Annotated in this window: 24 protein-coding genes; 12 read left to right on the top strand and 12 right to left on the bottom strand. The window is 63.7% G+C overall.

Annotation, left to right across the window (positions count from 1 at the left end; all coding sequences use genetic code 11):
• The first annotated feature begins 319 nt into the window (after positions 1–319).
• A complete protein-coding gene (locus BN2476_RS29225; RefSeq protein WP_087737701.1) occupies positions 320–892 on the top strand; it encodes a YbhB/YbcL family Raf kinase inhibitor-like protein in 573 nt (190 codons plus the stop codon).
• Between the two features lie 87 nt (positions 893–979).
• Here the strand turns inward: BN2476_RS29225 and BN2476_RS29220 are convergent, their stop codons facing one another.
• From BN2476_RS29220 to BN2476_RS46640, 3 genes are all read right to left on the bottom strand, one after another.
• On the bottom strand, positions 980–1,735 hold the full coding sequence (locus BN2476_RS29220) for an SDR family oxidoreductase (RefSeq protein ID WP_087737700.1): 756 nt from the start codon (positions 1,733–1,735) through the stop codon (positions 980–982).
• Between the two features lie 466 nt (positions 1,736–2,201).
• Entirely contained in the window at positions 2,202–3,494 is a 1,293-nt protein-coding gene (locus BN2476_RS29215) for an aspartate carbamoyltransferase (protein ID WP_087737699.1), read from the bottom strand.
• A 72-nt stretch (positions 3,495–3,566) separates the two neighbouring features.
• Positions 3,567–3,788, bottom strand: a complete 222-nt coding sequence (locus tag BN2476_RS46640) for a hypothetical protein (protein WP_160111772.1) — start codon at positions 3,786–3,788, stop codon at positions 3,567–3,569.
• A 128-nt stretch (positions 3,789–3,916) separates the two neighbouring features.
• Here BN2476_RS46640 and dapA point away from each other — a divergent pair, with 128 nt between their 5' ends.
• From dapA to BN2476_RS29195, 4 genes are all read left to right on the top strand, one after another.
• On the top strand, positions 3,917–4,822 hold the full coding sequence (gene dapA, locus BN2476_RS29210; protein ID WP_087737698.1) for a 4-hydroxy-tetrahydrodipicolinate synthase: 906 nt from the start codon (positions 3,917–3,919) through the stop codon (positions 4,820–4,822).
• A 270-nt stretch (positions 4,823–5,092) separates the two neighbouring features.
• A complete protein-coding gene (locus BN2476_RS29205) occupies positions 5,093–6,262 on the top strand; it encodes a M23 family metallopeptidase (RefSeq protein ID WP_087737708.1) in 1,170 nt (389 codons plus the stop codon).
• Positions 6,255–6,647 carry a hypothetical protein gene (locus BN2476_RS29200; RefSeq protein WP_087737697.1) on the top strand — a complete coding sequence of 131 codons (393 nt, stop codon included), beginning with the start codon at positions 6,255–6,257 and terminating at the stop codon, positions 6,645–6,647. Before BN2476_RS29205 ends, BN2476_RS29200 begins: the two co-directional genes overlap by 8 nt.
• A gap of 57 nt (positions 6,648–6,704) precedes the next feature.
• On the top strand, positions 6,705–7,157 hold the full coding sequence (locus tag BN2476_RS29195) for a bactofilin family protein (RefSeq protein WP_087737696.1): 453 nt from the start codon (positions 6,705–6,707) through the stop codon (positions 7,155–7,157).
• Positions 7,158–7,224: 67 nt separating this feature from the next.
• Here the strand turns inward: BN2476_RS29195 and BN2476_RS29190 are convergent, their stop codons facing one another.
• A complete protein-coding gene (locus BN2476_RS29190; RefSeq protein ID WP_087737695.1) occupies positions 7,225–9,294 on the bottom strand; it encodes a putative bifunctional diguanylate cyclase/phosphodiesterase in 2,070 nt (689 codons plus the stop codon).
• A gap of 333 nt (positions 9,295–9,627) precedes the next feature.
• Entirely contained in the window at positions 9,628–11,268 is a 1,641-nt protein-coding gene (locus tag BN2476_RS29185) for an L-lactate permease (RefSeq protein ID WP_087737694.1), read from the bottom strand.
• Between the two features lie 434 nt (positions 11,269–11,702).
• On the opposite strand from BN2476_RS29185, the gene BN2476_RS29180 reads away from it, so the two are divergent.
• Both BN2476_RS29180 and BN2476_RS29175 read left to right on the top strand, forming a co-directional pair.
• Positions 11,703–12,275: a nitrogen fixation protein NifQ gene (locus tag BN2476_RS29180; protein ID WP_087737693.1), complete on the top strand. Its 573-nt coding sequence runs from the start codon at positions 11,703–11,705 to the stop codon at positions 12,273–12,275.
• A gap of 76 nt (positions 12,276–12,351) precedes the next feature.
• Positions 12,352–13,275, top strand: a complete 924-nt coding sequence (locus tag BN2476_RS29175; protein WP_087737692.1) for a recombination-associated protein RdgC — start codon at positions 12,352–12,354, stop codon at positions 13,273–13,275.
• 26 nt (positions 13,276–13,301) lie between these two features.
• On the opposite strand, the gene BN2476_RS29170 is transcribed toward BN2476_RS29175, so the two are convergent.
• The gene (locus BN2476_RS29170; RefSeq protein ID WP_087737691.1) at positions 13,302–13,523 is read right to left on the bottom strand and encodes a hypothetical protein; all 222 of its coding nucleotides are present in this window, start codon (positions 13,521–13,523) and stop codon (positions 13,302–13,304) included.
• A 164-nt stretch (positions 13,524–13,687) separates the two neighbouring features.
• Positions 13,688–14,596 (bottom strand): glutamate/aspartate ABC transporter substrate-binding protein, encoded by a 909-nt coding sequence (locus BN2476_RS29165; RefSeq protein WP_087737690.1) that lies wholly within the window; start codon positions 14,594–14,596, stop codon positions 13,688–13,690.
• 254 nt (positions 14,597–14,850) lie between these two features.
• Here BN2476_RS29165 and BN2476_RS29160 point away from each other — a divergent pair, with 254 nt between their 5' ends.
• Positions 14,851–15,279 carry a hypothetical protein gene (locus BN2476_RS29160; RefSeq protein WP_087737689.1) on the top strand — a complete coding sequence of 143 codons (429 nt, stop codon included), beginning with the start codon at positions 14,851–14,853 and terminating at the stop codon, positions 15,277–15,279.
• Positions 15,280–15,298: 19 nt separating this feature from the next.
• On the opposite strand, the gene BN2476_RS29155 is transcribed toward BN2476_RS29160, so the two are convergent.
• Entirely contained in the window at positions 15,299–16,231 is a 933-nt protein-coding gene (locus BN2476_RS29155; RefSeq protein WP_087737688.1) for a LysR family transcriptional regulator, read from the bottom strand.
• 141 nt (positions 16,232–16,372) lie between these two features.
• On the opposite strand from BN2476_RS29155, the gene BN2476_RS29150 reads away from it, so the two are divergent.
• A complete protein-coding gene (locus tag BN2476_RS29150; protein WP_087737687.1) occupies positions 16,373–17,236 on the top strand; it encodes an NmrA family NAD(P)-binding protein in 864 nt (287 codons plus the stop codon).
• Between the two features lie 31 nt (positions 17,237–17,267).
• Here the strand turns inward: BN2476_RS29150 and BN2476_RS29145 are convergent, their stop codons facing one another.
• Entirely contained in the window at positions 17,268–19,589 is a 2,322-nt protein-coding gene (locus tag BN2476_RS29145; protein WP_087737686.1) for an FdhF/YdeP family oxidoreductase, read from the bottom strand.
• Between the two features lie 284 nt (positions 19,590–19,873).
• Between BN2476_RS29145 and BN2476_RS29140 the strand changes: the two genes are divergently transcribed.
• Together BN2476_RS29140 and BN2476_RS29135 are read left to right on the top strand one after the other, a co-directional pair.
• A complete protein-coding gene (locus BN2476_RS29140) occupies positions 19,874–21,298 on the top strand; it encodes an aminotransferase-like domain-containing protein (RefSeq protein ID WP_087737685.1) in 1,425 nt (474 codons plus the stop codon).
• Between the two features lie 35 nt (positions 21,299–21,333).
• A complete protein-coding gene (locus tag BN2476_RS29135; RefSeq protein WP_087737684.1) occupies positions 21,334–21,642 on the top strand; it encodes a helix-turn-helix domain-containing protein in 309 nt (102 codons plus the stop codon).
• A gap of 38 nt (positions 21,643–21,680) precedes the next feature.
• On the opposite strand, the gene BN2476_RS29130 is transcribed toward BN2476_RS29135, so the two are convergent.
• Together BN2476_RS29130 and BN2476_RS29125 are read right to left on the bottom strand one after the other, a co-directional pair.
• Entirely contained in the window at positions 21,681–22,823 is a 1,143-nt protein-coding gene (locus BN2476_RS29130) for an FUSC family protein (RefSeq protein ID WP_235851008.1), read from the bottom strand.
• Positions 22,824–22,863: 40 nt separating this feature from the next.
• The gene (locus BN2476_RS29125) at positions 22,864–23,475 is read right to left on the bottom strand and encodes a LysE family translocator (protein WP_087737682.1); all 612 of its coding nucleotides are present in this window, start codon (positions 23,473–23,475) and stop codon (positions 22,864–22,866) included.
• 126 nt (positions 23,476–23,601) lie between these two features.
• Here BN2476_RS29125 and BN2476_RS29120 point away from each other — a divergent pair, with 126 nt between their 5' ends.
• The gene (locus BN2476_RS29120) at positions 23,602–24,150 is read left to right on the top strand and encodes a GNAT family N-acetyltransferase (RefSeq protein WP_235851007.1); all 549 of its coding nucleotides are present in this window, start codon (positions 23,602–23,604) and stop codon (positions 24,148–24,150) included.
• Between the two features lie 104 nt (positions 24,151–24,254).
• Here BN2476_RS29120 and BN2476_RS29115 read toward each other — a convergent pair whose 3' ends face one another.
• Positions 24,255–25,316 (bottom strand): alkene reductase, encoded by a 1,062-nt coding sequence (locus BN2476_RS29115; protein WP_087737680.1) that lies wholly within the window; start codon positions 25,314–25,316, stop codon positions 24,255–24,257.
• Positions 25,317–25,359: the final 43 nt, after the last annotated feature.

Below are 25,359 nucleotides of genomic sequence, written 5' to 3'. Positions count from 1 at the left end.
TGCCTCGCTCAATTGCGAACCCTGCAAGCCAGGTTAGTACATAACGCAAATAAGGCAATCATTTTTTAACTCGGGATACTAGAAGTACGAGTCCATCGCGAACGATGATGACGCCGACGCCAACCTGGGGCTGCGCATTGTTATCCATTGTCAAAGCCTGACATGAGTTCGCGCGAAGGCGAGTTTGAATACGGCCTGTATCGTATCGGGACGTTGCGCGCAAGACAACGCGATGATTCGCGAGTCTCGCTTCCGCGATGTGCCGTTGATCGCTATCGTTCGATCGCAAGCTCACCCTTATCCCTCAACGGAGCGCACCATGCGATTGAACGTCCTTCTGCGAACGACTCGTTGCTCTTCAGTGCTTCTGACGATCATCCCGGCGATGGCGATTGCCGGGCCGTTCACGGTCAAGGTCGACGATCTGAACCATGGGCGCTTCGGGAACGAACAGGTGTATGGCGGATTCGGCTGTCATGGCGACAACGTTTCGCCGCGCATCTCGTGGTCGAACGTTCCGCCCGGAGCGAAGAGCATCGTCGTGACGATCCACGATCCCGATGCGCCGACGGGCGGACTCGGTTGGACGCATTGGGAAGTCGTCAACATACCGGCATTGGGATCGTCGATCGAGAAGGGTGCTTCCGGCAATCCCAAGGCGTTGCCGACGGGCGCCATCGAAACGTTGACGGATTTCGGCGAGTCGAAATACGGTGGACCTTGCCCGCCTCAAGGAGAGACGCATCGATACGTCGTCACGGCATCGGCGCTCACCGTTCCTCGAATCGACGTGAAGACGGCGTCGAGTCCCGCGCTCGTCGCGTATCAGATGCATGGGAAGGTGATCTCGCAAGCGCGGTACGTCGCGACTTATCACCGGGCCTCGAATTGATCATTCGAAATTGATCGTTCGAATCGACCGTTCGATGCCGGGCGGGATGTCATGTGCGTGTCATCCCGCCATCGCCGGCGCTGCGGATCAGCTCGCCGCCTTTGAGCGGCGCAGCCATTCGTCGAAGCCGACGCGTCCGAGGCGCGCCTCGCCCAACGGCACGAGCGAATGCTCTTCGACGAGGCCGCCGAAGTATCGTGCATTGGAATCTCTCACGACTTCACGCGGATCGCCGACGGCCTTCAGATAGCGAGCGATGAATTCGTCGAACGGCGCGCGCTCGGGGCCCGCGATCTCGACGATGCCGTTGCGCGGCGGCTCGAGTGCCACATCGGCGACGATGGCGGCCACGTCATCCGACGCGATGGGCTGGAAGAGGCCGGACGAAAGCTTCACGACGTTTCCGTCCGTGCTCGAATCGGCGATGCCTCCGAGAAATTCGAAGAACTGTGTCGAGCGGATGATGGTGTACGGGACGCCCGAAGTCACGATCAGTTTTTCCTGCGCGACCTTTGCGCGGAAATAGCCGTTGTCGGGCGAGCGTTCGATTCCGACGATCGAGAGCGCGACGTGATTCCTGACGCCCGCTGCCGCTTCGGCGGCGAGAAGATTGCGGCTGGAGGTCTCGAAGAATTCGAGCACGGCCTTGTCTTCGAACGACGGCGAATTGGCGAGGTCGATCACGACCTGTGCGCCCCTCATCGCCTCATCGAGCCCCTCGCCGGTGATCGCGTTGATGCCGCTTCTTGACGACGCCGCGATGACCTCGTGGCCGCTCTCGCGCAGAATGGGGACGGTCTTCGAGCCGATCAGGCCGGTTCCGCCGATGACAACGATCTTCATGACTCACTCTCCTTGACTGCGGAATCGCGTTTGAGGACTTGCTCGGGCTTTGGCTTGGCTTTGGCAACAGGCGAAGCGGCGGCGCGCGTGTCAAATACCCGCTGTCGCCGATTTGCCTGCTGACGCAAACGACCCGGTTGCGCAAGCGTTATTCGTGGTGCTCTCTGCGGGGCTTCGTGGAGGCGTATGTAACGCCGCACAGTCGGTGGCGTTCGAGGTGACAGAAGCCCTGAAGAATCGTCGTGGGCCGGTGACCCCCGTGCGTGTAAAAGCCGACGCACGTTTAACCATAGAACGTTTTTCGAAAAACAAAAACCGCTCGCAAGAAACGGCGGTTTCGATGGCGAGGTGCAACGGTTCGACAAATGCGAAATTGCTTCAGACCTTGATTTGCGGCGAGCACAGCCACAAAAACAAAACGCGCCTCCAACTTCGAGGCGCGTTTTTCTTCGGATCGGGCGTTCGCTCAGTCGATGCCATGAAACACGGCGTCGTCCGGGCCGAGATAGGCGGGCGGACGCCAGGCCGCATCGCGCATCGAATGCTGTACCAGCTTCTCGACGCCGAGCAGCACCGCGAAAATCGCCATCCGCACGGGAATGCCGTTGTCCGTCTGGCGGAAGATCGCGAGGCGCGAATCGTGATTCAGGTCCGTGCTCAGGTCGTTCGCGCCGGGGCGGCTGTCGCGCGGCAGCGGATGCATGATCAGCGTGTCGGGGCCGCACACGCTATCGACGAGCGCCTGATTGATCTGGAAATCGGGCGTGTAGCCTTCGAACGATTCGTCGGCGAAGCGCTCCTTCTGGATGCGCGTCGCGTAGACGACGTCCGCGCCGCGCAGACCGTTCGCGAGGTCGTGCGTCTGCTCGACCACATGGCCGTTGCGCGAAATCTGCTCGACGATGTACGTCGGCATTTCGAGCGTCGGCGGCGAGATCAGCGTGAACTTGATGCCGCGATAGAGCGCGAGCAGCTTGACGAGCGAATGCACGGTGCGCCCGTACTTCAGGTCGCCGACCAGCGCGATATGTGCGCCGTCGACGATCTTGCCGAGGCGCGAGAACTCGCGCTGGATCGTGTACAGGTCGAGCAGCGCCTGACTCGGGTGCTCGCCGGGGCCGTCGCCGCCGTTGATGACGGGAATGTTGGTCGCGCGTGCGAATTCGGCCACGGAGCCTTGCTCTGGGTGGCGGATCACGAGGGCATCGACGTAGCCGGCCATCACGCGGCTTGTGTCATAGATCGATTCGCCCTTGGCCATCGACGAGAACGTGAAGCCCGTCGTATCGCACACCGAGCCGCCCAGGCGGCAGAACGCCGCGCCGAAGCTCACGCGGGTGCGCGTGCTGGCCTCGAAGAACAGGTTGCCGAGCACCGCGCCTTCGAGCACGCGCGAGATTTTCCGGCGGCGCGCGATCGGCTGCATGATGTCCGCGACGCGGAACAGCGCCTCGACGGAGTCGCGCGAGAACTGATCGACGGAAAGCAACTGCGGCTTGCCTTCGAACAGAATCTGGCTGCTGAGCGACTGCGAATCTACGCTTTGCGTATATTTTTCCGCCGGCACGCCATTGACGACGATCTCCGACACGAAACGCTCGACGATTTCCGGCATCGCCCGCGATTCCTGCGAATCGTCGGGCAGGAGCCACGTGTCGAGCGCGCGCTTGGACACGCCGATACGCGTCGCGAAGCCGTCGCGGGTGAGATTCAGACGCCGCATCGCGTCACGGAGAAAGGCTTGTTGCGGGACGCTCATGGGCTGCCTCTTTTTTGGTCAGGAGATTAGTCGATATACGCGGTGCGTATATTAATTCGCTGCGCGAGGAAGTCAAGCAAATTCGTGTATCGATTCGCCGCGCGTGCCGCGCAGGCATGCCTGATGCAGCGCCGGCAGCAGACCGTGCCGCTTTGCGGTTACACTGCCGTCCATGGAAACGGCCTCAATGCTTCGCGATCGTCTCGAAACCAGCGCGCTTTTGCTCGCCGCGTTCGCGCGCGCCGCCGCTGCACAGGCATGCGCCGCTTCCAAAGCCAAAAAACAGCCGCTCATCTGACCGGAGCTGCTGTTCCGTCAGATGTGCGACGGAACAGTCCTATCCAGCCCGGTTCTCAAACTCCCGCTCTGATACTGCTTCCTCGCCGCTGAACGGTTCCATACGGTCGCGTTCGAGAAAAGTCATGTCCAATTTTTCGGGTATCTGGATTCCCCTTGTCAGGCCGTTTGCCGCTGACGGCTCAGTCGATGAAAACGCGCTGCGCCGGCTCGTGAAGCTTTACGCGGAAGCGGGCGTCGCCGGCATCGTGGCGCTAGGCACGACGGGCGAGCCGTCGTCGCTCGACGCGCACGAGCAGGAAGCCGTGCTCGCAGCCACGCTCGATGCCGCGCGTGGCACATTGCCCGTGATCGTCGGCGTGTCGGGCAACAACGCGCGCAGCATGCGCGAGCGCGTGTTGCGCCTGAACGCACTGCCGCTCGCGGGGCTCCTGATCTCCGCGCCGTACTATGTGCGGCCGTCGCAAGCGGGCATCGCCGCGCACTTCGAGGTGCTCGCCGACGCCAGCGAGCATCCCGTCGCGCTTTACGACATTCCCGCGCGAACCGGCGTGCGCATCGAGCCGGACACGCTGCTTTCGCTCGCCGGACATCCGCGCATTCGGGCGGTCAAGGATTGCGCGGGCTCGCTCGACACGACGCACACGCTGATACTCGACGGCCGCCTGCAGGTGCTCGCCGGCGACGACATCCGCATCTTCGACACGCTCTGCATGGGCGGCAGCGGCGCGATCGCCGCGTCCGCGCATGTGTGGCCGGAGCGCTTCGTCGCGCTCGACCGCGCGCTGAAGTCGGGGCGCCTCGACGAAGGCCGCGCGCTCTTTCACGCGCTCGTGCCGCTGATCCGCCTGCTGACGTCCGAGCCGAATCCCGCGCCCGTAAAGGCGGCGCTCGCCGCGCTGGGCCTGGTCGAAGACGAGCTGCGCGCGCCGATGACGCGTGCGAGCGAAACCTTGCGCGAGCGATTGACGGAGATGATCGGCCGATGGCGGGCATGTGACGCTCGACGGAATGCGATTCGATTGCCTTGACGCTGCGCGTCGCACGAGTCGCGGGCCTGGCACCGGACTGCGACGATTCCGATGTCGTCCAATTTGAGATGTGCGTTTGGCGGGCGGCGTGATAATTCGCGCCACCCGCTTTTCATCACACTCAGATCGATTCGTCATCCTGCGTATGCTGATTCATCGCTTTACCGTGCCACCCGCTGTGCAATTCATCGTGTGTCCGCCGACTGCTCATGCATCGCATCGCGTGCGCGTGCCGCGTCGGGATGCGAGCCGGACGAGGGGCGCGTTCTGATGTCGTTCATCTGGGGCACGGGGCGTGACCTGACGAACGGCGCGGTGCGTTTCGTCACGCGGCGCACGGCGTTTGCGATCGCGGTGCTGGTCGCGTGCGGCAGTTCTGCGCTGGCGCTGACGGCGGGCGTGATGATCGGCCGGGTGTGGCCGAAGAGCGACGCGTCCGCGCAGTCCGGCGACAGCCGCGTGCGGCGCGACTACACGATCGCGGAACTCGGCAAGCTGAATGCGGCAATCGAGCAGATGCAGCCGCGTCTGACGCGGCTCGCATCGCAGGTCGCGACGCTGCACGATTTCGAAACCCGGCTGAAGACCATCAAGACCTTGCCGCGTCCCGTGTTCGAATCGCCGGCGCTTTCTGCAAGCGATGTGCTCGGCGACGATGCAGGCGACGATGTGATCGTCGACGGCGCCGGCAAGAAGGCGGACCGCGCGCAGGACACGAAGAGCGCCGGGAAGACGGGCGGAGCGGTCAGCAGCCGCGAAGCCAGGGGCCGAGGCGTCGCCAGCGAAGTCCGCGCAAAAGCGGGCGAAGGCAACGACGACAATCCCGGCGAAAAGCAGAACGACAAGGCCAGCGACGCCGCCGTGATAACGGGCGAAGGCGGTCCGTCGCTGCCGCCGCGCCGCTGCGACGAGCTGACGTCCGAACGGGCGCGCGATGCCGTCGCGATTCATCAGCAGATCGGCTGTCTCGTCGCGACGCTCGCCGCGCTGGAGCAGGAAACGACGATGCACGTCGCGAACTGGGAGTCGTTCCCGGGCCGCCTGCCCGTCGACGGCGCGCACTTCGGCTCGCCGTTCGGCAATCGCGTCGATCCGTTCACGCGTCACCTCAGTTTTCATCCGGGCGTCGATCTCGTCGCGATGGCGGGCACGCCGATTCTCGCCGCGGCGGGCGGCCGCGTGATCCACGCGGGCCCGGAGGGCGGCTACGGCAATGCAGTCGAAATCGATCATGGCAACGGCCTGATCACGCGCTACGGACACGCGTCGCGCATCGTCGTGCAGGAAGGCGATCTCGTGCTGCCGCGCCAGCATATCGCCGACATCGGCTCGACGGGACGTTCGACGGGACCGCATCTGCACTTCGAGGTGCTGGTCAACGGCGCGCCCGTCGATCCCGCCGACTATCTCGCGCTTTTCATGGAGCCGTCTCATGGCTGATCGCATTGGATCTTCGCGCCGGCCGCGCGAGCGCGGCATCACGCAGCGCGCGTATGTGCTGCGGCCCGTGCGCTCGCGCGCCGCGCGCATCGCGACGTGGACACTTGCTTGCACCGCTTGTGTCGCGTGCGTCGCGGCCGGCGGAGCGGCCGTGCGCGGGTACGACATGCGCATCGCGGCGACGCACGCGTCATGCGTGACGCCGACGACGCCGACCTCGCGCGACGACGTGCAGGACACACTGATGCGCGCGCAACTTGCGCTGAAACAGGAAGCGGCATCGCGCGCGACGGTGCAGAAGTCGGCTGACGCGCTCGCTGTCGAAGTCGGCCGGCTGAAGGCTCAGGTGCTTTTCCTGCAAGGCCAGAGTCATTCTCGCCGTTAGTGCGGCGCGCTGTGCGCCGCGGCCCGGCGCGTTCTCAACCTCAATCCGATATCGATCATGTTCAGCAAGAAGAAGTCACCCGGCGTCACCCAGAACAAACTGGCCACTTTGATCGCGCATGACGTGTATATCACGGGCGACCTCGAGTTCAGCGAAGGCCTGCGCATGGACGGTCATGTGAAAGGCAACATCGCGGGCAAGGCGGGATGCGAGACGCTTCTGGTGCTGAGCAATCGCGGCTCGATCACGGGCAACGTGTACGGCTACGACGTGATCATCAACGGCAGGATTACGGGCGACGTGATCGCCGATCACTTCGTCGAGTTGCAGGAGAACGCGCACATCACGGGCAACATCTACTACCAGCAACTGCGTATGGATGTCGGCGCGTCGGTCGACGGCAAGCTGACTCGCCGCGAAGTGACCCCCGCCGTCACGAGCCCGTACGTCGATCATGCGACGACGCTTGCGCCGCAAGCGGGCCACGAAGCGCAAGCCGCCGATCAATAAGATTTTCTGCAAAGGCTTGCCGCATTTCGCTCGCGGCTCAAAGCGGCAAGCCGCGCGCATGCGCGAATCAGGCAGCCGTCATGCGGTCTTGGAGCAGTTCGCTGAATGCGTCGGCCGTGAGCGGCTTGCCGAGCAGAAAGCCCTGCATCTCGTCGCATTGCAAGTCCTTGAGCTTGTCGAATTGCGACGCCGTTTCGACGCCTTCCGCAACCACGTCCATTTCCAGCGAGTGCGCGAGCGCGATGATCGCCTGCACGATCGCGCTGCCTTCATGGCCATGTGCGTCGAGCCCGTTCGTGAAGAAGCGGTCGATCTTCAACTGCTTCACGCGAAAGCGCTGCAAATAGGCGAGGCTCGAATAGCCGGTGCCGAAATCGTCGATTGAAATTTCGAAGCCGCTGTTCTGAAATTCGCGGATCATGTCGGTCGTCCTCGCCGCGTCCTGCATCGCGACCGATTCGGTGATCTCGAACATGATCTGGCTGCAATCGATGTTTTCGCTGCGCACGATGTCCAGCATCTTCTCGATGAGATCCGGCTGAGCCATCTGCCGGGGCGACAGATTGATCGCGATCTTCGTCGACGGCAGGCCTGACGCTTCCCAACTGCTTATGTGTCGGCACGTTTCGCGCAGCACCCAATAGCCGATCTGCACGATCTGCCCCGAGCGTTCGGCGATTGGGATGAAGTCCATCGGTGCGAGCGCGCCGAGTTCCGGGTGATTCAGGCGAATGAGCGCTTCCGCGCCTGCCACGTCGCCGCTGTCGCCGCGAAACTTCGGCTGGAAGTGCAGCGAGAAATAGCCCCTGTCGAGCGCGTCGTGCAGCGCGCTCTGAATCTTCAGCGTGCGCATTGCCGCTTCGTTCATGTGCGCTTCGAAAAAACGATACGCGCTGCGCCCGCCGCGCTTCGCTTCGTACATCGCGGCGTCGGCGTGCTTCAACAGCTCGTCGACGGAATCGCCATCCTGCGGATAGAGCGCAATGCCGATGCTCGGCATGATCTGCAGCGTCTCGTTTGCCAGGTCGATGCCCTTGCGCATCCGATCGAGCACGGCATCGGCCATCTTCGCCGCGTCCTGCGGCGCGTGGAGGTTTTCGGCGAGCACGACGAACTCGTCGCCGCCGAGCCGCGACACGGTATCGACGCCGCGCACGCATTGCAGCAGGTTGTGCGCAAACGCTTTCAACACTTCGTCGCCGTACGCGTGGCCGAGCGAATCGTTGATCGTCTTGAAGCCGTCGATATCCATGAACAGGATCGCGAAGCTGCGCCCCGTGAGCTTCGACACGACGATCGCGCGCTCGATGCGCTCGTTGAGCGTGCGGCGGTTCGGCAGGTCGGTGAGCGCGTCATAGGTGGCGAGGCGCACGATCTGGCTGTTCAGCGAAGACACAGAGCCGGCGAGGAACGTGGTGCGCGCATCGAAGCGCGACAGGATCAGCGTGACGATCAGAATCACGAACGTGAACAGCATGATCGTGGTCGCGAGCCAATGCGCGTTGACGCCGTGCGCCGCGCCGCAGATCGAGCCGGGCAGAAAGTCGGCGGCGGCCATGCCCGTGTAGTGCATGCCCGTGATCGCGAGGCCCATGACGCCCGCTGCGCCGATGCGCTTGGCCAGCACGCGATGCTGGCTCGCGTCGCGCAACGTATGCGCGATCCACAATGCCGCGATGGAAACCACGATCGCGACCGCGATGGACGCGGCGAACAGCGACGGGCGATAGTGGATGTCCGGCTGCATCTGCATCGCGGCCATGCCGGTGTAGTGCATGCCAGCGATGCCGAAGCCCATCAGCACGCCGCCCGTCACGAGCCGTTTGACGGACAGCGCGGGGCGCGCCACCTGATAAAGCGCGAAATACGACACGACGATTCCGATGCCGAGCGAATAACCCGTGATCGCGAAGTCGTAGCCGAGTGGAATCGGCAGTGAAAACGCGAGCATCGCGATGAAGTGCATCGACCAGATGCCCGTGCCCATCGCGGCCGCGCCGCCCGCGAGCCACAGGTGGCGCAGGTGCGCGCGGGTCATCGTCGAGATGCGTCCGGCGAGATCGAGCGCCGTGTACGACGCAAGCGTTGCGACAGCGAGCGACACGGCGACCAGACCCAGGTTGTAAGTGCTCTGCATGTCGATCCGTTGCTAAAGAGCTGTTCCCACAACGGGCTAACGGCAAATTTCTTAAATAATTGAGTAAAAATCCCAAAGGCCAATTCGAAAACGTTTGGCGCGTTTTAAGGACTTTTGATTTTGAAGGCTTTAAAAGCGGGATATTGCGCGTGTTATCCGCGAATCAGATCGCGATGCGCTGTCGGGCGCGCGGCTTGCCGCGGCAGGAGGCGATGCTTGCGGCGGGTGAAATGCGGTAGCCGCCGGCAGCGAAAGAAACAGGAGGGATGCGAACGAGGGCCGCGGCAGGCGCGACCCCCGTTCGTCAGACCGAATTGAATGCCGTGCCGGCCGTCAATGCGGGACAGTCGGGATCATCCAGCTCAACACGTGTTGCTGGAGGAACACGAGCAGGCCGAGCAGCAGGGTCAGGAACACGCTATGCCAGAACGTGCGGGCAAACACGACGCCTTCCTGGCCCTTCAGTTCCGTCGTCGAGACGCCCGTTGCGATGTTCTGCGGCGAGATCATCTTGCCCATCACGCCGCCCGACGAGTTCGTCGCCGCCATCAACACCGGGTCCAGGCCGACCTGGCGCGCGGCCACGACCTGCAGGTTGCCGAACAGAGCGTTACCCGACGTGTCGCTGCCCGACAGAAACACGGCCACCCAGCCGAGCGATGCCGAGACGAGCGGGAACAACGCACCCGTCGACGCGACGCCCATGCCAAGGGTGTAGCTCATGCCCGAGTAGTTCAGCAGATAGGCGAGGCCGACGATCATCATCACCGTCGCGATTGCAATGCGCGTCTGACGCCACGTCTTCAACACGCACTCGAAGAAGCTGCCGACGCCCGTGCGTGTCCACGCAGCCGTGATCACGGCTGCGAGCAGGATCGCCGTGCCCGTGCCGAGAGGCTGAAAGTCCCAGACGGCGGCATAGGGCTTGTTGTAGAGCGTCACATAGACGGCGTTGTGCAAGCCCGGCCATTTCAACTTGATATCGCCGATCGACGCGATGTCGGCATGAACCCAGACAATCACCACCACGGAGACGATGATCCACGGCAGCCAGCCGCCGTAGCCGACGCGAGCGCCGTTGTTCCCGATGCCGGCGCTGCGCACGACGGCGAACTTCGGGTCGGGCTCGGGGCGCCAGACCTTGAGGAAGGCGATCGTCACGATCAGCGACGTGAGCGACGACAGCACGTCGGTGAGCTGGTAGCCGAGAAAATTCGAGGTGACGAACTGCGCGAGCGCGAAGCTGCCGCCCGACACGAGGAGCGCCGGCCACAATTGCCGGATCGAGCGGAAGCCGCCGTAGATGCCGACGACGTAAAACGGCAACAAAAGCGCGAAGAATGGCAACTGTCTGCCGACCATCGCGCCGAGGGTCGCGGCGGGCAACGACGTCACGGCGCCGAGCACGGTGATCGGCACACCGAGCGCGCCGAATGCGACAGGCGCGGTGTTGAAGATCAGCGTGAAAGTGAGCGCCTCCAGCGCGGGAAAGCCGAGGCCGACGAGCAGCGCGCTCGTGATCGCAACGGGCGTGCCGAAACCGGAAATGCCTTCGAGCAGACATCCGAACGAGAACGCGACGACGAGCAGCACGAGGCGTCTGTCGTCGGGCAGATGGTCCAGCATCCATTGACGGAACTGCTCGAAGCGTCCGGATTTGACCGCGATGTTGTAGAGCAGCAGTGCGTTGACGACGATCCACATCACGGGCACGAGCGCGAGCGCCATGCCTGCGCCGACCGCGTCGAACGCAATGCCGACGGGCATGCCCCACACGCCTGTCGCAATCGCGAGACCGGCGATCAGGCCCGCCAGCGACGCCTGCCATGCGGGCCGCCGAAGCACGCCGAGCATCACGAGCGCGACCGCGATGGGCACGGCCGCAACGAGAAACGAAAAGAGAAGCGAATTGCCGACGGGCGTCAGCGGTTGTGCGAAAAGTACCCCTGGCGGTACGGCTGCTGGTAATGCCATATTGTCTCTGTCTCCTGTGTCCGTTCGCGGGATCGGCGAACTGGGTCTCCGATTTATTGCTGGTCCGGGAATCGCACTGCCGTTACCGCGTGAGCGCCTGGTGACGCTGCGTTTGTAGCTTGCTTTCTTTGCGCGATTCGATGCCGCAGTGCCCCAAACCTGGCGCATTCTTACTGCATCGCCGCGCACTGTCTATCCGCTGCAGTCGTGGTAATACCAGTTTGTGCGGGGAAGCAGACGGCTAGTTGGTCGCGCAACCGATACGCGTAGGGATTGCCGCCGTATGGGGGTAGAATGCGGCGATCAATCGGAGGTGGTCATACCAGTGAATCGACATGACGGATGAGCGCCGCAGTGTGCGGATACGAAGCCCGTTCGTGTGAAAATGAAGCATATGTAAGTGCGCGAGGCAGGACGCGAAGGGGAGCAATGACATGCCGGCTGATCCGATTGGCGCTCGCGATGCAGCAGTAACGCGTCTGCTCGATCACGCACCCCATCGCGATGCAGCCGATACCGTGATGTTCGCGCGTCTGATCGGTGCAAAGCTCGCGAGTGGAGAGCTGCGGCATCTCGGTCTCGCGCGAGAGGGGCTCGAAGCGTTGCTCTCGCGTCACTTTCCTGGTGGACGGCTGCCGCACTCGGCACCCGAGCGCATCGCCCCATCGGAGCATCAGCCGTTCGTCGATGCGATGCGTGCATTGCTGCTGCGCCATGAAGCCGCGATTCCTGCAGCGGACCACGACGCGCAATGTCTCGCGACGATCATCGCGACGGCCTGTCTGCGCCCCGATCATCTGTGGCGCGATCTCGGTCTCGATGGGCGCGACGATGTGACGGACATTCTCACGCGCCACTATCCGCAGCTCGTCGCGCGCAATCTCGACGGCCTGCGCTGGAAGAAATTCCTCGCGCGCGAACTGGCGCTAGCACAAGGCCGCGCGCCTGCGCACGCGCCGGGTTGTCCCGGTTGCGAGGACTACGGCTTCTGCTATCCGGCCCGCTGATCTCCGGTGATCCGGGCAAACCCCAACGTGGAAACCCGCCGTCATATAGAATGACGCGCTTTTGCCCGTTCTCGCCATGTGGTTCAAGAATCTGCAGCTTCACCGTCTTCCCGCTCCGTGGAATGTGAGCGTCGAGCAAATGGAAAAATGGCTCGCGCCGCATGCGTTCCAGCCTGCCAATAGCGTCGAGGTGCAGCGCCAGGGCTGGGCGTCGCCGCGCAACGACGGCTCGCTTGTCTACTCGATCAACAAGCAGATGCTGCTCACGTTCCGCGCGGAAAAGAAACTGCTGCCGGCTTCTGTTGTGACGCAGGTGACGAAGGCGCGCGCGCTGGAACTCGAGGAGCAGCAGGGATTCAAGCCCGGCCGCAAGCAGATGCGCGATCTGAAGGAGCAGGTCACCGACGAGCTGCTGCCGCGCGCGTTCAGCATCCAGCGCGACACGCGCGTGTGGATCGACACCGTCAACGGCTGGCTCGTGATCGATGCTGCGTCACAGGCGCTCGGCGACGATGTGCTCGGGCTGCTGGTCAAGTCGATCGACCGCCTGCCGATCAGCAGCATGCGCGTCGCGCAGGCGCCCGTCGCCGCGATGACGAACTGGCTGCTGGCAGGCGATGGCCCCGTCAATTTCACGCTGGATCAGGATACGGAACTGCGCTCGCCCGCCGAAGGCAACGCGACGGTGCGCTACGTCGGCCACGCGCTCGAAGCGGACGACATGCGCCGCCACATCGAAGCGGGCAAGCAGTGCATGCGGCTTGCAATGACATGGAACGACCGCGTGTCGTTCGTGTTGACGCCGTCGCTGACAATCAAGCGCGTGACGCCCCTCGACGTGATCAAGGAAGCCGCCGATCCGACCGCGCTCAACGACGACGAGCAGTTCGATTCCGATGTCATGTTGATGACAGGGGAATTCGCAAAATTGCTGGAAGGAATTGTCGATGCGCTCGGCGGCGAGCTCGACGAGGGGTTGGCGTCCGCGAAGGCGGCGTAATCAGCAAAGGGTTTGCACGAAGCCTGTCAGTCGAACATATTCCTGAACGTGACGGCCACGATGACGGGCACGCACAACACGAGTGGAATGGCGAAGTAGGGCACTTCGAGATCGACGAACCAGCTATACACGAGCCAGCCGATTCCGGCGCATAGCGTTCCGATGCCGATCAGCGCGGTGAGGACGTTCAGCAGCGTGGGCGACGGTTTCCAGCGCTTGTGTTCCTCGTTGGGCGAAGGCGATGTCATTGCAGCTCCGGAGCAGATCGTCACGAGTTTCGATTCGTTCAATTCTACTCCGGCAGCATGCAACCGGCTCTACGCACGTGGCGCGCCGGACGGGCCTGAAAGCCGCCTGCAAGGGCGGCTGGCCAGCCCTCCGGCGCGCCTTTAGCGCACCTCAGAAACAGGCGTTATTCGAAAGCCTTGTCGTTCGGATTCTTATAGAGCGTGCGCAGGTTGTCGCTCATCGGGAAATCGAAGTTCATGTTCTTCGGCGGCACGGGCTTCATGAACCACTTGTCGTACATTGCGTTGATTTCGCCGCTCTTCATCACGTGCGCGAGCGTCTCGTCGACCACCTTGAGGAACTCCGGGTCGCCCTTGCGCAGCATGAAACCGTACGCTTCGGACGATTGCGGCGTGCCGACGATCACCCAGTCCGCGGGCTTCGCCGTCAGCGTGCGCGTGCCTGCCAGCAGCACGTCGTCCATCATGTACGCGACGGCGCGGCCCGTCTCGAGCGTCATGCGGCCCTCGCCGTAGTCCTTCGCGCTGATGATCTGCATGTTCATCTTCTTGTCTTCGTTCATCTTGCGCAGAATGCGTTCGGACGTCGTGCCCTGGTTCGTCACGACCGTCTTGCCGGCGAGATCGGGGAAGTCCTTGATGCCCGAGTCCTTGCGCGTGAGCAGGCGCGTGGTCGCAACGAAGAACGTGTCGCCGAAAGCGACCTGATTCTGCCGCGACGTCAGGTTCGTCGTCACGCCGCATTCAAGATCGACGGTGCCGTTCTGCACCAGCGAAATGCGGTTCTGCGACGTCACGGGAATGAAGCGCACCTGCAGGTTCGGCTTGTGCGTCTTCGCCTTCACCGCGTCGATGATCTTGTTGCACAGGTCTTGCGAAAAGCCGACCACCTGATTGTTCGAATCGACATACGAGAACGGCACCGACGTCTCGCGATGGCCGATTGCGATCAGATTGGCGGACTCGATCTTGGTGAGCGTGGGCTGCGATTCCTGCGCGATGGCATTCGCTGCGGAAGTGAGGCAGGTCGCTGCGACGCACAAGGCCAGCGCGAGCGAGTTCAGTCGTTTCATTGCAAGTCCCCTGTTGAATCTGGATCGGTCGGTTTTGGACGGGCGAGCCGCACGATTCGGCGCGGTCCGGAGCGTGTGTGCACAGATGTTGCCACAACAAAATTAATTGCAACATATGTTTAACCCTTAATGCCGGGCGCTTCGAACGATCGCCAAAGCGCGGTCATGTACGCGCTGAATCGCGATGGCATGTTGAATGCAACGACGCTTCTACATCTGTCGTTCCGTTTTCCATCGAACCAGGGAGGAAACCGATGCACGCCGTTCGCAAATGGATTGCAGGAGTCACTTTGATGACAATGCTCGCCGCAATGGCTCCGTTGCCCGCCGCCGCGCAGACGAACGCCGGTGAGATGCCGCCGCCTGCGCCCGCCGCCGACGGCACGTTCCTGCTGACGATCTTCCTCAAGCACGACCAGTCGAAGCCGCTGCCGAAGATCAACCAGGAGCTTGCCGATCAGGGTTTCTACAAGGCATTTCCGCCGCCGGGCGTCGAGGTCGTGTCGTGGTACGTGATGATGGGCGTCGGCCAGGTCGTCACGCTGCGCGTGCCCGCCAACCGGCTGCGCGAAGTGAACCGCGCGATCGAGGAAACCGCGTGGGGCGGCTATCACACGGAGTTCTATCCGACATACGACTACAAGACGATCGCCGAGCAGGCGCGGGCGAAGAACGGCAAATGAGCCCGCGCCCGCCGACGCTTCAGTACCACGGCGTATCGGCGAGCGCAGAGCCTGTGATCTTCACGATGAAGTCGAGGAACGCGCGCACTTTCGCCGACGGATGACGCCGCGACGGATAAAGCGCGTAGAGCGGAAAGCGCTCGTCGGGCCAGTCGGGAAAGAGATCGACGAGACGGCCGCTGTCGAACAGCGGCTGCGTGCCGAGCGCCATGATCTGCGCGATGCCGTGTCCCGCGAGGCACGCGCCGTGCATCGTCGACACGTCGTTGACCACCAGCCGGCCGCGCGCCGCAATGGCGATTTTCTTGCGCGGCCGGTGAAACTCCCATACGAACGGACGTCCCGTTTCCGGGTCTCGGTAGTGGATGCAGTTGTGCGGCTCGCGTTCCAGGTCGGCTGGCTTGACGGGACGCCCATACTTCTTCAGATAGCCCGGCGACGCGGCCGTCACGATGCGCGTCTCCAGCAGCTTGCGCGCGACGAGCGTCGACGGACGCGGCTCGCCGAAACGCACGGCGAGATCGAAGCCGTCGGCGATGATGTCGCCCAGCTCGTCGCGCGTGATCAGATCGAGATTGAGTTCCGGATAGCGCTCGACGAACTGGCCCACTTGCGGACTCAGCACGATCTTCGAGAAGAACGGATCGACGTTCACGCGCAGCCGTCCGCGCACGGCCGTCGCGCCGCCCGCCGCCGAGGCCGCTGCTTCTTCGAGTCCGCCCAGCAGAGGCACGATCTGTTCGTAGAAACGCCGGCCTTCGTCGGTGAGCGTGACAGTGCGCGTCGTGCGATCGAACATACGTATGCCGAGCCGCGCTTCGAGCCGCGCAACCGAGCGGCTCACGCCCGACTGCGACATGTCGAGCCGTTCGCCCGCGCCCGCGAAAGACCCGCTGTCGACGATCGCCGTCAGCACGCCCATGCCGTTGAGAATCCGTTCGTCGAAGGACATCGCGCGCTCCTTTCTTCCGTGTCATTGCTCACGATGCCATTGTGTCATGAGTCAAATGATATTCATGTCATGGTGTAAAGCGCTGCCGGCAACCACAATGCATCGCGTCGCAAGCATTTTCAATTGAACGGGAGGCTGCACATGTTCGCTATTACGGGTATTACGGGTCAGGTCGGCGGCGTGGTTGCGCAAACGCTGCTCGCGCAGCGCAAGCCGGTGCGCGCGGTGGTGCGCAGCGCGGAGAAGGGTGCACCGTGGGCGGCGCGTGGCTGCGAAATCGCGCTCGCCGAAATGCACGATGAAGTGGCGCTGCGCCGCGCGTTCCAAGGAGCCGAGGGCGTGTTTGTGCTGCTGCCGCCCGTATTCGATCCGTCGCCGGATTTTGCGGAGTCGCGCCGTAATATCGCGGCGTTGCGTGGTGCGCTCAATGCGGCGAAGCCATCGCGCGTCGTCGTGCTGTCGACGATCGGCGCGCAAGCCACGCAGCCGAACTTGCTGAATCAGCTCGGCATCATGGAGCAGGAGCTTCGCACGTTGCCCATGCCCGTCGTCTTTCTGCGCGCCGCCTGGTTCTTCGAAAACTGCGCGTGGGATGTCGAGCCGGCGCGCAGGTCAGGCGTGATCCCTGCCTTTCTGCAACCGCTCGACAAGCCCGTGCCGATGGTCGCCACCGACGACATCGGCCGCGTCGCCGCCCATCTGTTTCAGGACACGTGGACGGGCGCGCGCGTCGTCGAGCTTGAAGGCCCGCGCCGCGTGACGCCGGATGAAATCGCGGCCGCCTTCGCGAGCGCGCTCGACAGGCCGGTGCGCATGCAGATCGTGCCGCGCGGTGAATGGGAAGCGCTCTTTCGCGCGCAAGGAATGAAAAACCCGTTGCCGCGCATGCAGATGCTCGACGGCTTCAACGAAGGCTGGATCGAGTTCGATGCGCCCGCGTCGTCGCTGAAGGGCAGCGTGACGGTGGAAAGCGTGATCCGCGAACTGGTCGAGCGCTCGGCGTAAAGTAGTCGGCCTGCCCTGTTGCGCGGTTTCGTCACGCGCCTACAGCAGGCGCAGCGGACGGATGCAGCAGCACGGGAATCGACTTCGACGTCGGCGTGTTGCATACATCGCCGACGCTCGACAGCGGCACGAGCGGATTCGTCTCCGGGTAGTAAGCGCCAAGACAGCCGCGCGGAATGTCGTATTCGACGAGCAGGAAGCGCTCCGCGCGGCGCTCGATGCCGTCGTCCCAGACCGTTTCCATGTCGACCCAGTCGCCGGGCTCGAAGCCGAGCATCGCGATATCGGCGCCGTTCGCGAACACGACGCGGCGCTGGTTGTAGACGCCGCGATAGCGATCGTCGAGCGCGTAGATCGTCGTGTTGTACTGATCGTGCGAGCGCGTCGTCATCAGCGTCATCGCGCGTTCGCCGTGCAGCTTTCGCGCGCGCGCGATCGGCGTGTCGCGTTGAATCTGATGCACGACGAAGTTCGCCTTGCCCGTGTCCGTCTTCCAGTCGCGCTCGCGTGAAGCGACGCGCAGATGAAAGCCGCCCGGCTGCGCGATCCGCTTGTTGTAGTCGTAGAAGCCGTCGATCGACCATTCGATCGCGTCGCGAATCTTCGCGTAGTCGTTCGCATAGGCGAGCCAGTCGACCTTTTTGCCGCCGAGCGTCGCGTGCGCGATCTGCGCGACGATGCGCGTCTCCGACATCAGGTTCTCCGAAGCAGGTTTGTTCATGCCGTAGGAGATGTGCACCATGCTCATCGAGTCCTCGACGGTCACGCCTTGCGGCACGCCGTTTTGCAGGTCGATTTCGGTGCGCCCGAGCGTCGGCAGGATCAGTGCGTCCTTGCCGTGCACGAGATGGCTGCGGTTGAGCTTCGTCGTGATGTGCACGGTCAGATCGCACGCGCGTAGCGCGTCCCATGTGCGCGGCGTGTCAGGCGTCGCAATCGAGAAGTTGCCGCCGAGTCCGATGAATACCTTCACGTGGCCTGCGAGCATCGCTTCGATCGTCTCGACGACATCGTAGCCGTGCATGCGCGGCGGCTCGAAATTGAACGCCGTGCCGAGGCGGTCGAGAAAATCCTGCGTCGGCTTGTCCTCGATGCCGACCGTGCGGTTGCCCTGCACGTTCGAGTGACCGCGCACAGGACACAGGCCCGCGCCCAGGCGGCCGATATTGCCGCGCATCATCATCAGGTTCGACAGCATGTGCACTGTCGCCACCGAGTTCTTGTGCTGCGTGAGGCCCATGCCCCATGTCGAGATCACGCGCTTGCCGCTAGCGTAAATGCGCGCGAGGTCTTCGATGTCTTCCCGCGCGACGCCCGATTCTTCGACGAGCCCTTCCCAGCTTTCATCGCGCAGATCGGCGGCGAATGCTTCGAAGTTAGCCGTGTGCTCTTCGATGAACGCGACGTCGAGCACGCGCTCCGCGTTCTGCTCGATGGCTGCATCGTCCAGTTCCAGCACGCGCTTCGCGACACCCTTGAGCAGCGCAAAGTCGCCGCCGATCTTCGGCTGGACGAACGTCGACGCGATCTTCACGCCCGATGGCGACAGCATGTCCGCGACGTGCTGCGGGCTCGCGAAGCGTTCAAGCCCGCGCTCGCGCAACGGATTGATCGACACGATGGTCGCGCCGCGCTTCGCGCATTCGCGCAGTTCGCCGAGCATGCGCGGATGGTTCGTCGCGGGGTTCTGCCCGAAGATCAGGATCGTATCGGCGTGCTCGAAGTCGTCGAGCGTCACCGTGCCCTTGCCGATGCCGACGGTCGTGGGCAGGCCGCGGCTCGTCGCCTCGTGGCACATGTTCGAGCAGTCGGGGAAGTTGTTCGTGCCGTACATGCGCACGAACAGTTGATACAGGAAGGCGGCCTCGTTGCTCGCGCGGCCCGACGTGTAGAACGCGGCCTGATGCGGGCTGTCGAGTCCCTTCAGATGCTTCGCGATCCGTTGAAACGCGTCGTCCCACGAAATCGGCGTGTACTTGTCCGTCAGCGGATCGAACACCATCGGGTCGGTGAGTCGGCCGTGCTGTTCGAGCGTGTAGTCGTCCTGCTTCATCAGCTCGTCGACCGTGTGCTGCGCGAAGAATTCGGGCGTCACTCGCTTGGTGGTCGCTTCCGCCGCGACGGCCTTCACGCCGTTCTCGCAGAACTCGAAGGTCGACGCATGCTGCCGGTCCGGCCACGCGCAGCCCGGACAGTCGAAGCCGTCCGGCTGGTTCTGCCTGAACAGCGTCTTGTAGTTGCCGCCCGCGACCTTTTCCTTGATCAGGTTGATCGCCACATACTTCAGCGCGCCCCATCCCGCGGCGGGTCCTGTGTACGGTTCGATGCGGCCTGGCTTGGTGGTCTTGTCCATGATGCGTCCAATGGTGCTTGATGTCGATGAAAGCGTAGTGGGGATTACACGTATCCGGCGTGTACACAATGCTCGAAAGAAAAAGAGTACAGTTTCGACTGTTATCGATGGAAACGATCAGTCGCGGTGAACTGTGCTCAAAAGACGGGTGGCGCGCACAATCCCAGTTCACGCGGTTCGTGTAGTTCGCGTGTTTTGTGCGGCTCGTTTTGCGCGGCTCATTCATTGAGCGTGTCCGTTATGCGTTCGACGCAAGGCGGCGGCGCTCACGTCAAAGGCATCCGTTGAAGCTCTACGAAGAACTGGCGAAGGAGATCGAAGGGCAGGTGAGGCGCGGCGTGTTCCGTCCGGGCGAGCGCGTGCCTTCCGTGCGGCAGACCAGCCAGCACCGGCAGATTTCGATCACGACTGTGCTGCGCGCGTACCTGCTGCTGGAGAGCAAGGGCATCATCCAGAGCCGCCCGCAGTCCGGCTATTTCGTGCGGCTCGGCGCGAACGATGCTGCGCCCGTGCAGGAACTGGACGTGTCGAAGCCGATTGCCGTGTCCGCGCAGGTGGACGTGAGCCGGCTCGTGCTGTCGACGTTGCGCTCGATCGGCAGCGACGAGGCCGTGCCGCTTGGCTCGCCGTATCCCGATCCCGCGCTGTTTCCGTTCCAGAAGATCAACCGTTATGCGCACGCGGTCGGCCGGCGCAAGACGCAATGGGGTGTCACCGACGAGTTGCCGCCGGGCAATCCCGACCTGATCCGCCAGATCGCGCGGCGTTATCTGGAGAACGGCATCGCCGTCGATCCGAACGAGATCGTCGTCACGGTCGGCGCAACGGAGGCGATCAATCTGTGTCTGCAGGCGGTCGCGAAGCCGGGCGACACGGTGGCCGTCGAGTCGCCGACGTTCTACGCGATGCTGCACGCGATCGAGCGCATGGGCATGCGCGCGATCGAAGTGGCGACGCATCCGCGCGAGGGCATCGATCTCGGCGCGCTCGCGCAGATTCTCGACAGGCGCCGCATCGCCGCGTGCATGGTGATGCCGAACTTCCAGAATCCGCTCGGCTTCCAGATGCCTGACGAGAAAAAGCGCGAACTCGTCAAGCTGCTCGTGCGGCACGACGTGCCCGTGATCGAGAACGACGTCTATCACGAACTGTATTTCGGCGACGTGCATCCCGGCGCGCTGAAGAACTACGACCGCAAAGGGCTTGTGCTGCATTGCGCGTCGTTTTCGAAGACGCTGACGTCCGCGTACCGGATCGGCTGGGCGATGCCGGGGCGCTATCGCGAGCAGGTCGAGAAGCTCAAGTTCCTCAACACGCTGACCACGCCGTCGATTCCGCAGCTCGCGATCGCCGAGTATCTGAAGCAGGATGGCTACGAGCATCATCTGCGCAGGCTGCGCAAGGGCTTTGCGCAGCGCGCGCGGCTGATGACGGCGATGGTCACACGTTTCTTTCCCGAAGGCACGCGTGTGTCGCATCCGATGGGCGGCTACGTGCTGTGGGTCGAACTGCCGCGCGGCGTCGATTCGATGCAGTTGTACAAGCTCGCGCTGGAACACGGCATCACGGTCGGTCCGGGCTATATGTTCTCGACGACGAACGGGTACAGTCATTGCATCCGTTTGAATTACAGTTACGCATGGTCGCCGGAAATCGAACACGCGCTGGCAACGATCGGCAAGCTGGCGGCCGCGAGCTTGCGGCAATGAGTAATGGACCACAGATGGACTAGAGGAGATTCGATTTGAACCCGAATGACCCGGCACACGACAAGCACTGCGACGACACCGATGAGGGCGGTGCACTCGATCCCATCGTCGAGCAGCTGCTGATGCTGCTGTGGGAAGCGGCGCGCGAATCGTCGGGCAAATCATGGTCGCTCGCGAAGCTCAGCAAGCGCGCCGATCTGCCGATGAGCACGCTGCGGCGCTATCTGACGCAGTTGGAGTCGGCGGGCGTCGTCGACGTGCAGATGGACGAAGAAGGGCGCGGCTCGGCGGCGCTGACGGCCGAAGGACTGGAGCTTTGCGAGGCGCTGTTTGGCGAGCCGTGAATGCGAGCCGTGAACGCATAAAGCGGCGCGCGTCGCGCTCAGGGCGTGGCTTCTTCTGACTGCGGCAGAAAAGAGAAGCGGCTGGCGGCGAGCATCACGCAAGTGAGGATCGCGATGCCGATCAGGATGCCCGAGAGCCGCAGCAGCGCGGGATGCGGATCGGCGGACCACGCGCGATCCTGCACGAAGACCATGATGAACGCGATCGTGAACTGCCGGCCGATGTAGCTTGCGCCCTGTTTGCCCGTCTGCACGTGACAGCCCGCCCACACGCCCGCCGCTAGCGCGAGCAGGCACGGCGCGATCTGGCCGTGCATCAGCGGAAGCAGCGCAATGCCGACAGCGCCCGCGATCAGGCAGCCGGCCACGCGTTGCACCATCTTGTCGGCGACGGGCTTTTGCGAGCGCACGATGAGCGACGACGGCGGCAGGATCAGCACTGCGATGGCCGTGACGAGCGCCTGCGCGAAACCCGGCAGCGCGAGCGCGTAAGTCAGTGCGGCGAGGATCGACACGGTGATGCCGGCCTGGACGGCGAGCACGATGCGCGCGTGGCGCAGCGTTTCGAACGTCGGGGGCTCCGCGTCGGCGGACGCGGCGGCCGCCGCCACGACTTTCGATGCGGGACGGCGGCGCTCGTACCAGCGGATGCCGAGATGAAACACGCCCGACACGACGAGGCACGCGAGCGTGCCGACGCACACTTCGGCGACGCGCAGCATTGCGAACGACGCAGTCGGGCCGAACCTGAGCAGTTCGTGCGCTTGATACAGGATCATCACCGACGTGACGCCGCCGAGCACCCACGCATACGACGCCGACGAGCCGTTCGCGCGATACACGCACACGCCGCCGGTCACGCCCAGCACGGGAACGAAGAGCCACGGACGATCGCCGATGACAGGCCCCGCGAGCACGGCGAACAGGGCGCCGAGTATCGTGCCCAGCACGCGATGCAGCGCGCGTTCGGCCGACGCGGAGAAGCGCGTCTGCATGACGGCGAATCCGCTGATCGCGGCCCACCACGTGTTTGGCAGATCCAGCAGATGCGCGAGCGCCACCGACAGCACAACCGAGATCATCGCCTCGATGCCGAACAGCGCGCGCTCGGTGGAGGGCTTCCAGGCCTTGAGTTCGCGGCCGAGCGCGAGCAGCGCGTCGCGGCCCGTTTGCTTGAACATGTGGGCGCGCATACGCAGGCTCTGTTGAGAAGAACGAAAATCAGCGGGTCGCGATCGCGGCAGCCGCGCCCGCCATCATTGTCGCGCTGGCGCGGTTCGCGATCTTCACGGCGCGGCGGCTCGTCAGCAACGCGCGTGCCTTGACGGCGAGCAGCGCCCAGACAAAGTCGACGGTCATCAGCACGGCGAGCATCGTCAGCGTGAGTTCGAGCCACGCGAGCGTGCCGACGCGCGACAGGTCGATGATGGTCGGCAGGAGCGCGAGATAGAACACCATGATTTTGGGGTTGCCGAGCGTGACCATCATGCCCGCGACGAACATGCGCCACGGTGACTGGCCACTCGGCAGCGTGCTTTCGTGCACGTCCGTGGGCGCGAGCCACATTTTCCACGCGAGGAACAGCAGATACGCGACGCCCGCGAACTTCAGCACGATGAAGACGAGCGCGAACGTGCGCGCAACGACGGCCAGCCCGGCCACCGCGCAGGTGAGCCATAGCGCTTCGCCGAGCCACATTGCGGCGAGAAAGGGCAGCACGTCGCGGAAGCCGTTGGTGAGCACGCGCGCGACGAGCGCCGCGATGCTCGGGCCGGGGGAGCCTGCCGCGACGATCAGCGCGAGCGCAAAGACGAGAAGACCGGAAAGTGCCATCGAGCGACTCCTGACAAGCGTGCTGTCGTGCTGGGCATTATATCGGCGTGACGGGCGGGTTGTTTCGCGAGGGCGGGTGATGTCAATATGTCCGTTCGTACGCAACTGTTCACCTGCAACCGTCGTATGCAACCCCATCGCCCGATGCAAGCGCCCGCTGTCCGCTACCGGCCCGCCGTGCCCGACGATGTCGCGTCGATTCGCTTCGTCGAATACGAGGCCGCGCAGCGTTTCGTGAGCGTCGGCCTGACGGGTATCGCGGCTGCTCGGCCGATGGATGCGCCGTTCGTGCTGAAGAAGGTGCGCGCCGCCGAAGTGATCGTCGCGGAGTGCGGCGGCGCGTGCGTGGCGTTCGTGATGTTCGCGATGCTGCGCGCGCGCATTTACGTCGAAGCACTCGACGTGCTGCCGGAGCATGCGGGGCGGCGCATTGGCGCGGCCTTGCTCGATTGCGTCGATGCACGCGCACGCGGGCGGGGCGCGACGCACCTCGTGCTCTCGACGTTCCGCGATGTGCCCTGGAATGCGCCGTACTATGGGCGGCTCGGGTTCAGCGTACTCGAGGACCACGAGCTCGATGCGGCGTTGAAGCGTATTCGCGCGCTGCGGATTGCGCGCGGTGTCGATGAAACGAAGCGCGTGTTCATGCGTCGCGTTGTGAAGCCCGTCGACTGATGCTGCCAGAAGCAGAGCGCCCGATATGAAAAAACGCGGCCGGAACAGTTCCGGCCGCGTTGTCGTTGCTTCCCGCTCTTGCGCTTACGCGTGCAACTGAAGCATCAGCTCACCGCTTCCAGCGCCGGATAGTCGGTGTAGCCCGTTTCGCCTTCCGCGTAGAACGTCGCGGGGATCGGCTCGTTGAGCGGCGCGTCCAGTTCGAAGCGGCGCACGAGATCGGGATTCGCGATGTACAGCTTGCCCCACGCGACGGCATCTGCGTCGCCCGCGTCCAGCAGCTTCTGCGCGCTGTCCTTCGTGAAGCTTTCGTTCGCGATATAGACGCCGCCGAATGCCTTCTTCAGTTGCGGGCCGAGGCGATCATCGCCGACCGCTTCACGCGCGGCGATAAACGCGATCTTGCGCTTGCCGAGTTCGCGCGCGACATAGCCGAATGTCGCGGCCGGATCGGAGTCGCCCATCGTGTGCGAGTCGCCGCGCGGCGCGAGGTGCACGCCGACACGATCCGCGCCCCATATGTCGATACACGCGTCCGTCACTTCCAGCAGCAGGCGCGCGCGGTTTTCGACCGGGCCGCCGTAGGCGTCGGTGCGCTTGTTGGTGCTGTCCTGCAGGAACTGGTCGAGCAGATAGCCGTTCGCGCCGTGCACTTCGACGCCGTCGAAGCCCGCTTTCTTCGCGTTCTCGGCACCCTTGCGATACGCGGCGACGATGCCCGGAATCTCCGAGATGTCGAGCGCGCGCGGCGTCACGAAAGCACGCTGCGGACGCACGAGGCTCACGTGTCCTTGCGGCGCGATCGCGCTCGGCGCGACGGGCAGTTCGCCATCGAGGAAGATCGGGTCCGACACGCGGCCCACGTGCCACAGTTGCAGGAAGATCTTGCCGCCCGCCTTGTGGACGGCGTCCGTCACGAGCTTCCAGCCTTCCACCTGTGCATCCGACCAGATGCCGGGCGTGTCCGCGTAACCGAGGCCTTGCGGCGTCACGGAAGTCGCCTCGGAGAGAATCAGTCCGGCGCTCGCGCGCTCGGCATAGTACTTCGCCATCAGCGCATTCGGCACGCGCACCTTGCCGGCGCGCTGGCGCGTGAGCGGCGCCATCACGATGCGGTTTTTCAGTGTGAGATCGCCAATCTGGAGCGGGTCGAAAAGAGTCGGCATAACGTCCAATCCTTGCGGGCAATGGGCCCGTGTGTATGTGTCA

Source organism: Paraburkholderia piptadeniae (genome assembly GCF_900007165.1).
GTDB lineage: Bacteria > Pseudomonadota > Gammaproteobacteria > Burkholderiales > Burkholderiaceae > Paraburkholderia > Paraburkholderia piptadeniae.
The sequence above is the reverse complement of the archived record's forward strand: the minus strand, read 5'-3'. Positions and strand labels throughout refer to the sequence as shown.

Coding starts and splice junctions, on each gene's coding strand:
- BN2476_RS29120 (WP_235851007.1), top strand. CDS start 23,602: ATGCAACCCCATCGCCCGATGCAAGCGCCCGCTGTCCGCTACCGGCCC.
- BN2476_RS29145 (WP_087737686.1), bottom strand. CDS start 19,589: ATGGACAAGACCACCAAGCCAGGCCGCATCGAACCGTACACAGGACCC.
- dapA (WP_087737698.1), top strand. CDS start 3,917: ATGTCCAATTTTTCGGGTATCTGGATTCCCCTTGTCAGGCCGTTTGCC.
- BN2476_RS29185 (WP_087737694.1), bottom strand. CDS start 11,268: ATGGCATTACCAGCAGCCGTACCGCCAGGGGTACTTTTCGCACAACCG.
- BN2476_RS29115 (WP_087737680.1), bottom strand. CDS start 25,316: ATGCCGACTCTTTTCGACCCGCTCCAGATTGGCGATCTCACACTGAAA.
- BN2476_RS29155 (WP_087737688.1), bottom strand. CDS start 16,231: ATGTCCTTCGACGAACGGATTCTCAACGGCATGGGCGTGCTGACGGCG.
- BN2476_RS46640 (WP_160111772.1), bottom strand. CDS start 3,788: ATGAGCGGCTGTTTTTTGGCTTTGGAAGCGGCGCATGCCTGTGCAGCG.
- BN2476_RS29130 (WP_235851008.1), bottom strand. CDS start 22,823: ATGTTCAAGCAAACGGGCCGCGACGCGCTGCTCGCGCTCGGCCGCGAA.
- BN2476_RS29225 (WP_087737701.1), top strand. CDS start 320: ATGCGATTGAACGTCCTTCTGCGAACGACTCGTTGCTCTTCAGTGCTT.
- BN2476_RS29160 (WP_087737689.1), top strand. CDS start 14,851: ATGCACGCCGTTCGCAAATGGATTGCAGGAGTCACTTTGATGACAATG.
- BN2476_RS29175 (WP_087737692.1), top strand. CDS start 12,352: ATGTGGTTCAAGAATCTGCAGCTTCACCGTCTTCCCGCTCCGTGGAAT.
- BN2476_RS29170 (WP_087737691.1), bottom strand. CDS start 13,523: ATGACATCGCCTTCGCCCAACGAGGAACACAAGCGCTGGAAACCGTCG.
- BN2476_RS29150 (WP_087737687.1), top strand. CDS start 16,373: ATGTTCGCTATTACGGGTATTACGGGTCAGGTCGGCGGCGTGGTTGCG.
- BN2476_RS29180 (WP_087737693.1), top strand. CDS start 11,703: ATGCCGGCTGATCCGATTGGCGCTCGCGATGCAGCAGTAACGCGTCTG.
- BN2476_RS29190 (WP_087737695.1), bottom strand. CDS start 9,294: ATGCAGAGCACTTACAACCTGGGTCTGGTCGCCGTGTCGCTCGCTGTC.
- BN2476_RS29215 (WP_087737699.1), bottom strand. CDS start 3,494: ATGAGCGTCCCGCAACAAGCCTTTCTCCGTGACGCGATGCGGCGTCTG.
- BN2476_RS29220 (WP_087737700.1), bottom strand. CDS start 1,735: ATGAAGATCGTTGTCATCGGCGGAACCGGCCTGATCGGCTCGAAGACC.
- BN2476_RS29200 (WP_087737697.1), top strand. CDS start 6,255: ATGGCTGATCGCATTGGATCTTCGCGCCGGCCGCGCGAGCGCGGCATC.
- BN2476_RS29205 (WP_087737708.1), top strand. CDS start 5,093: ATGTCGTTCATCTGGGGCACGGGGCGTGACCTGACGAACGGCGCGGTG.
- BN2476_RS29125 (WP_087737682.1), bottom strand. CDS start 23,475: ATGGCACTTTCCGGTCTTCTCGTCTTTGCGCTCGCGCTGATCGTCGCG.
- BN2476_RS29195 (WP_087737696.1), top strand. CDS start 6,705: ATGTTCAGCAAGAAGAAGTCACCCGGCGTCACCCAGAACAAACTGGCC.
- BN2476_RS29165 (WP_087737690.1), bottom strand. CDS start 14,596: ATGAAACGACTGAACTCGCTCGCGCTGGCCTTGTGCGTCGCAGCGACC.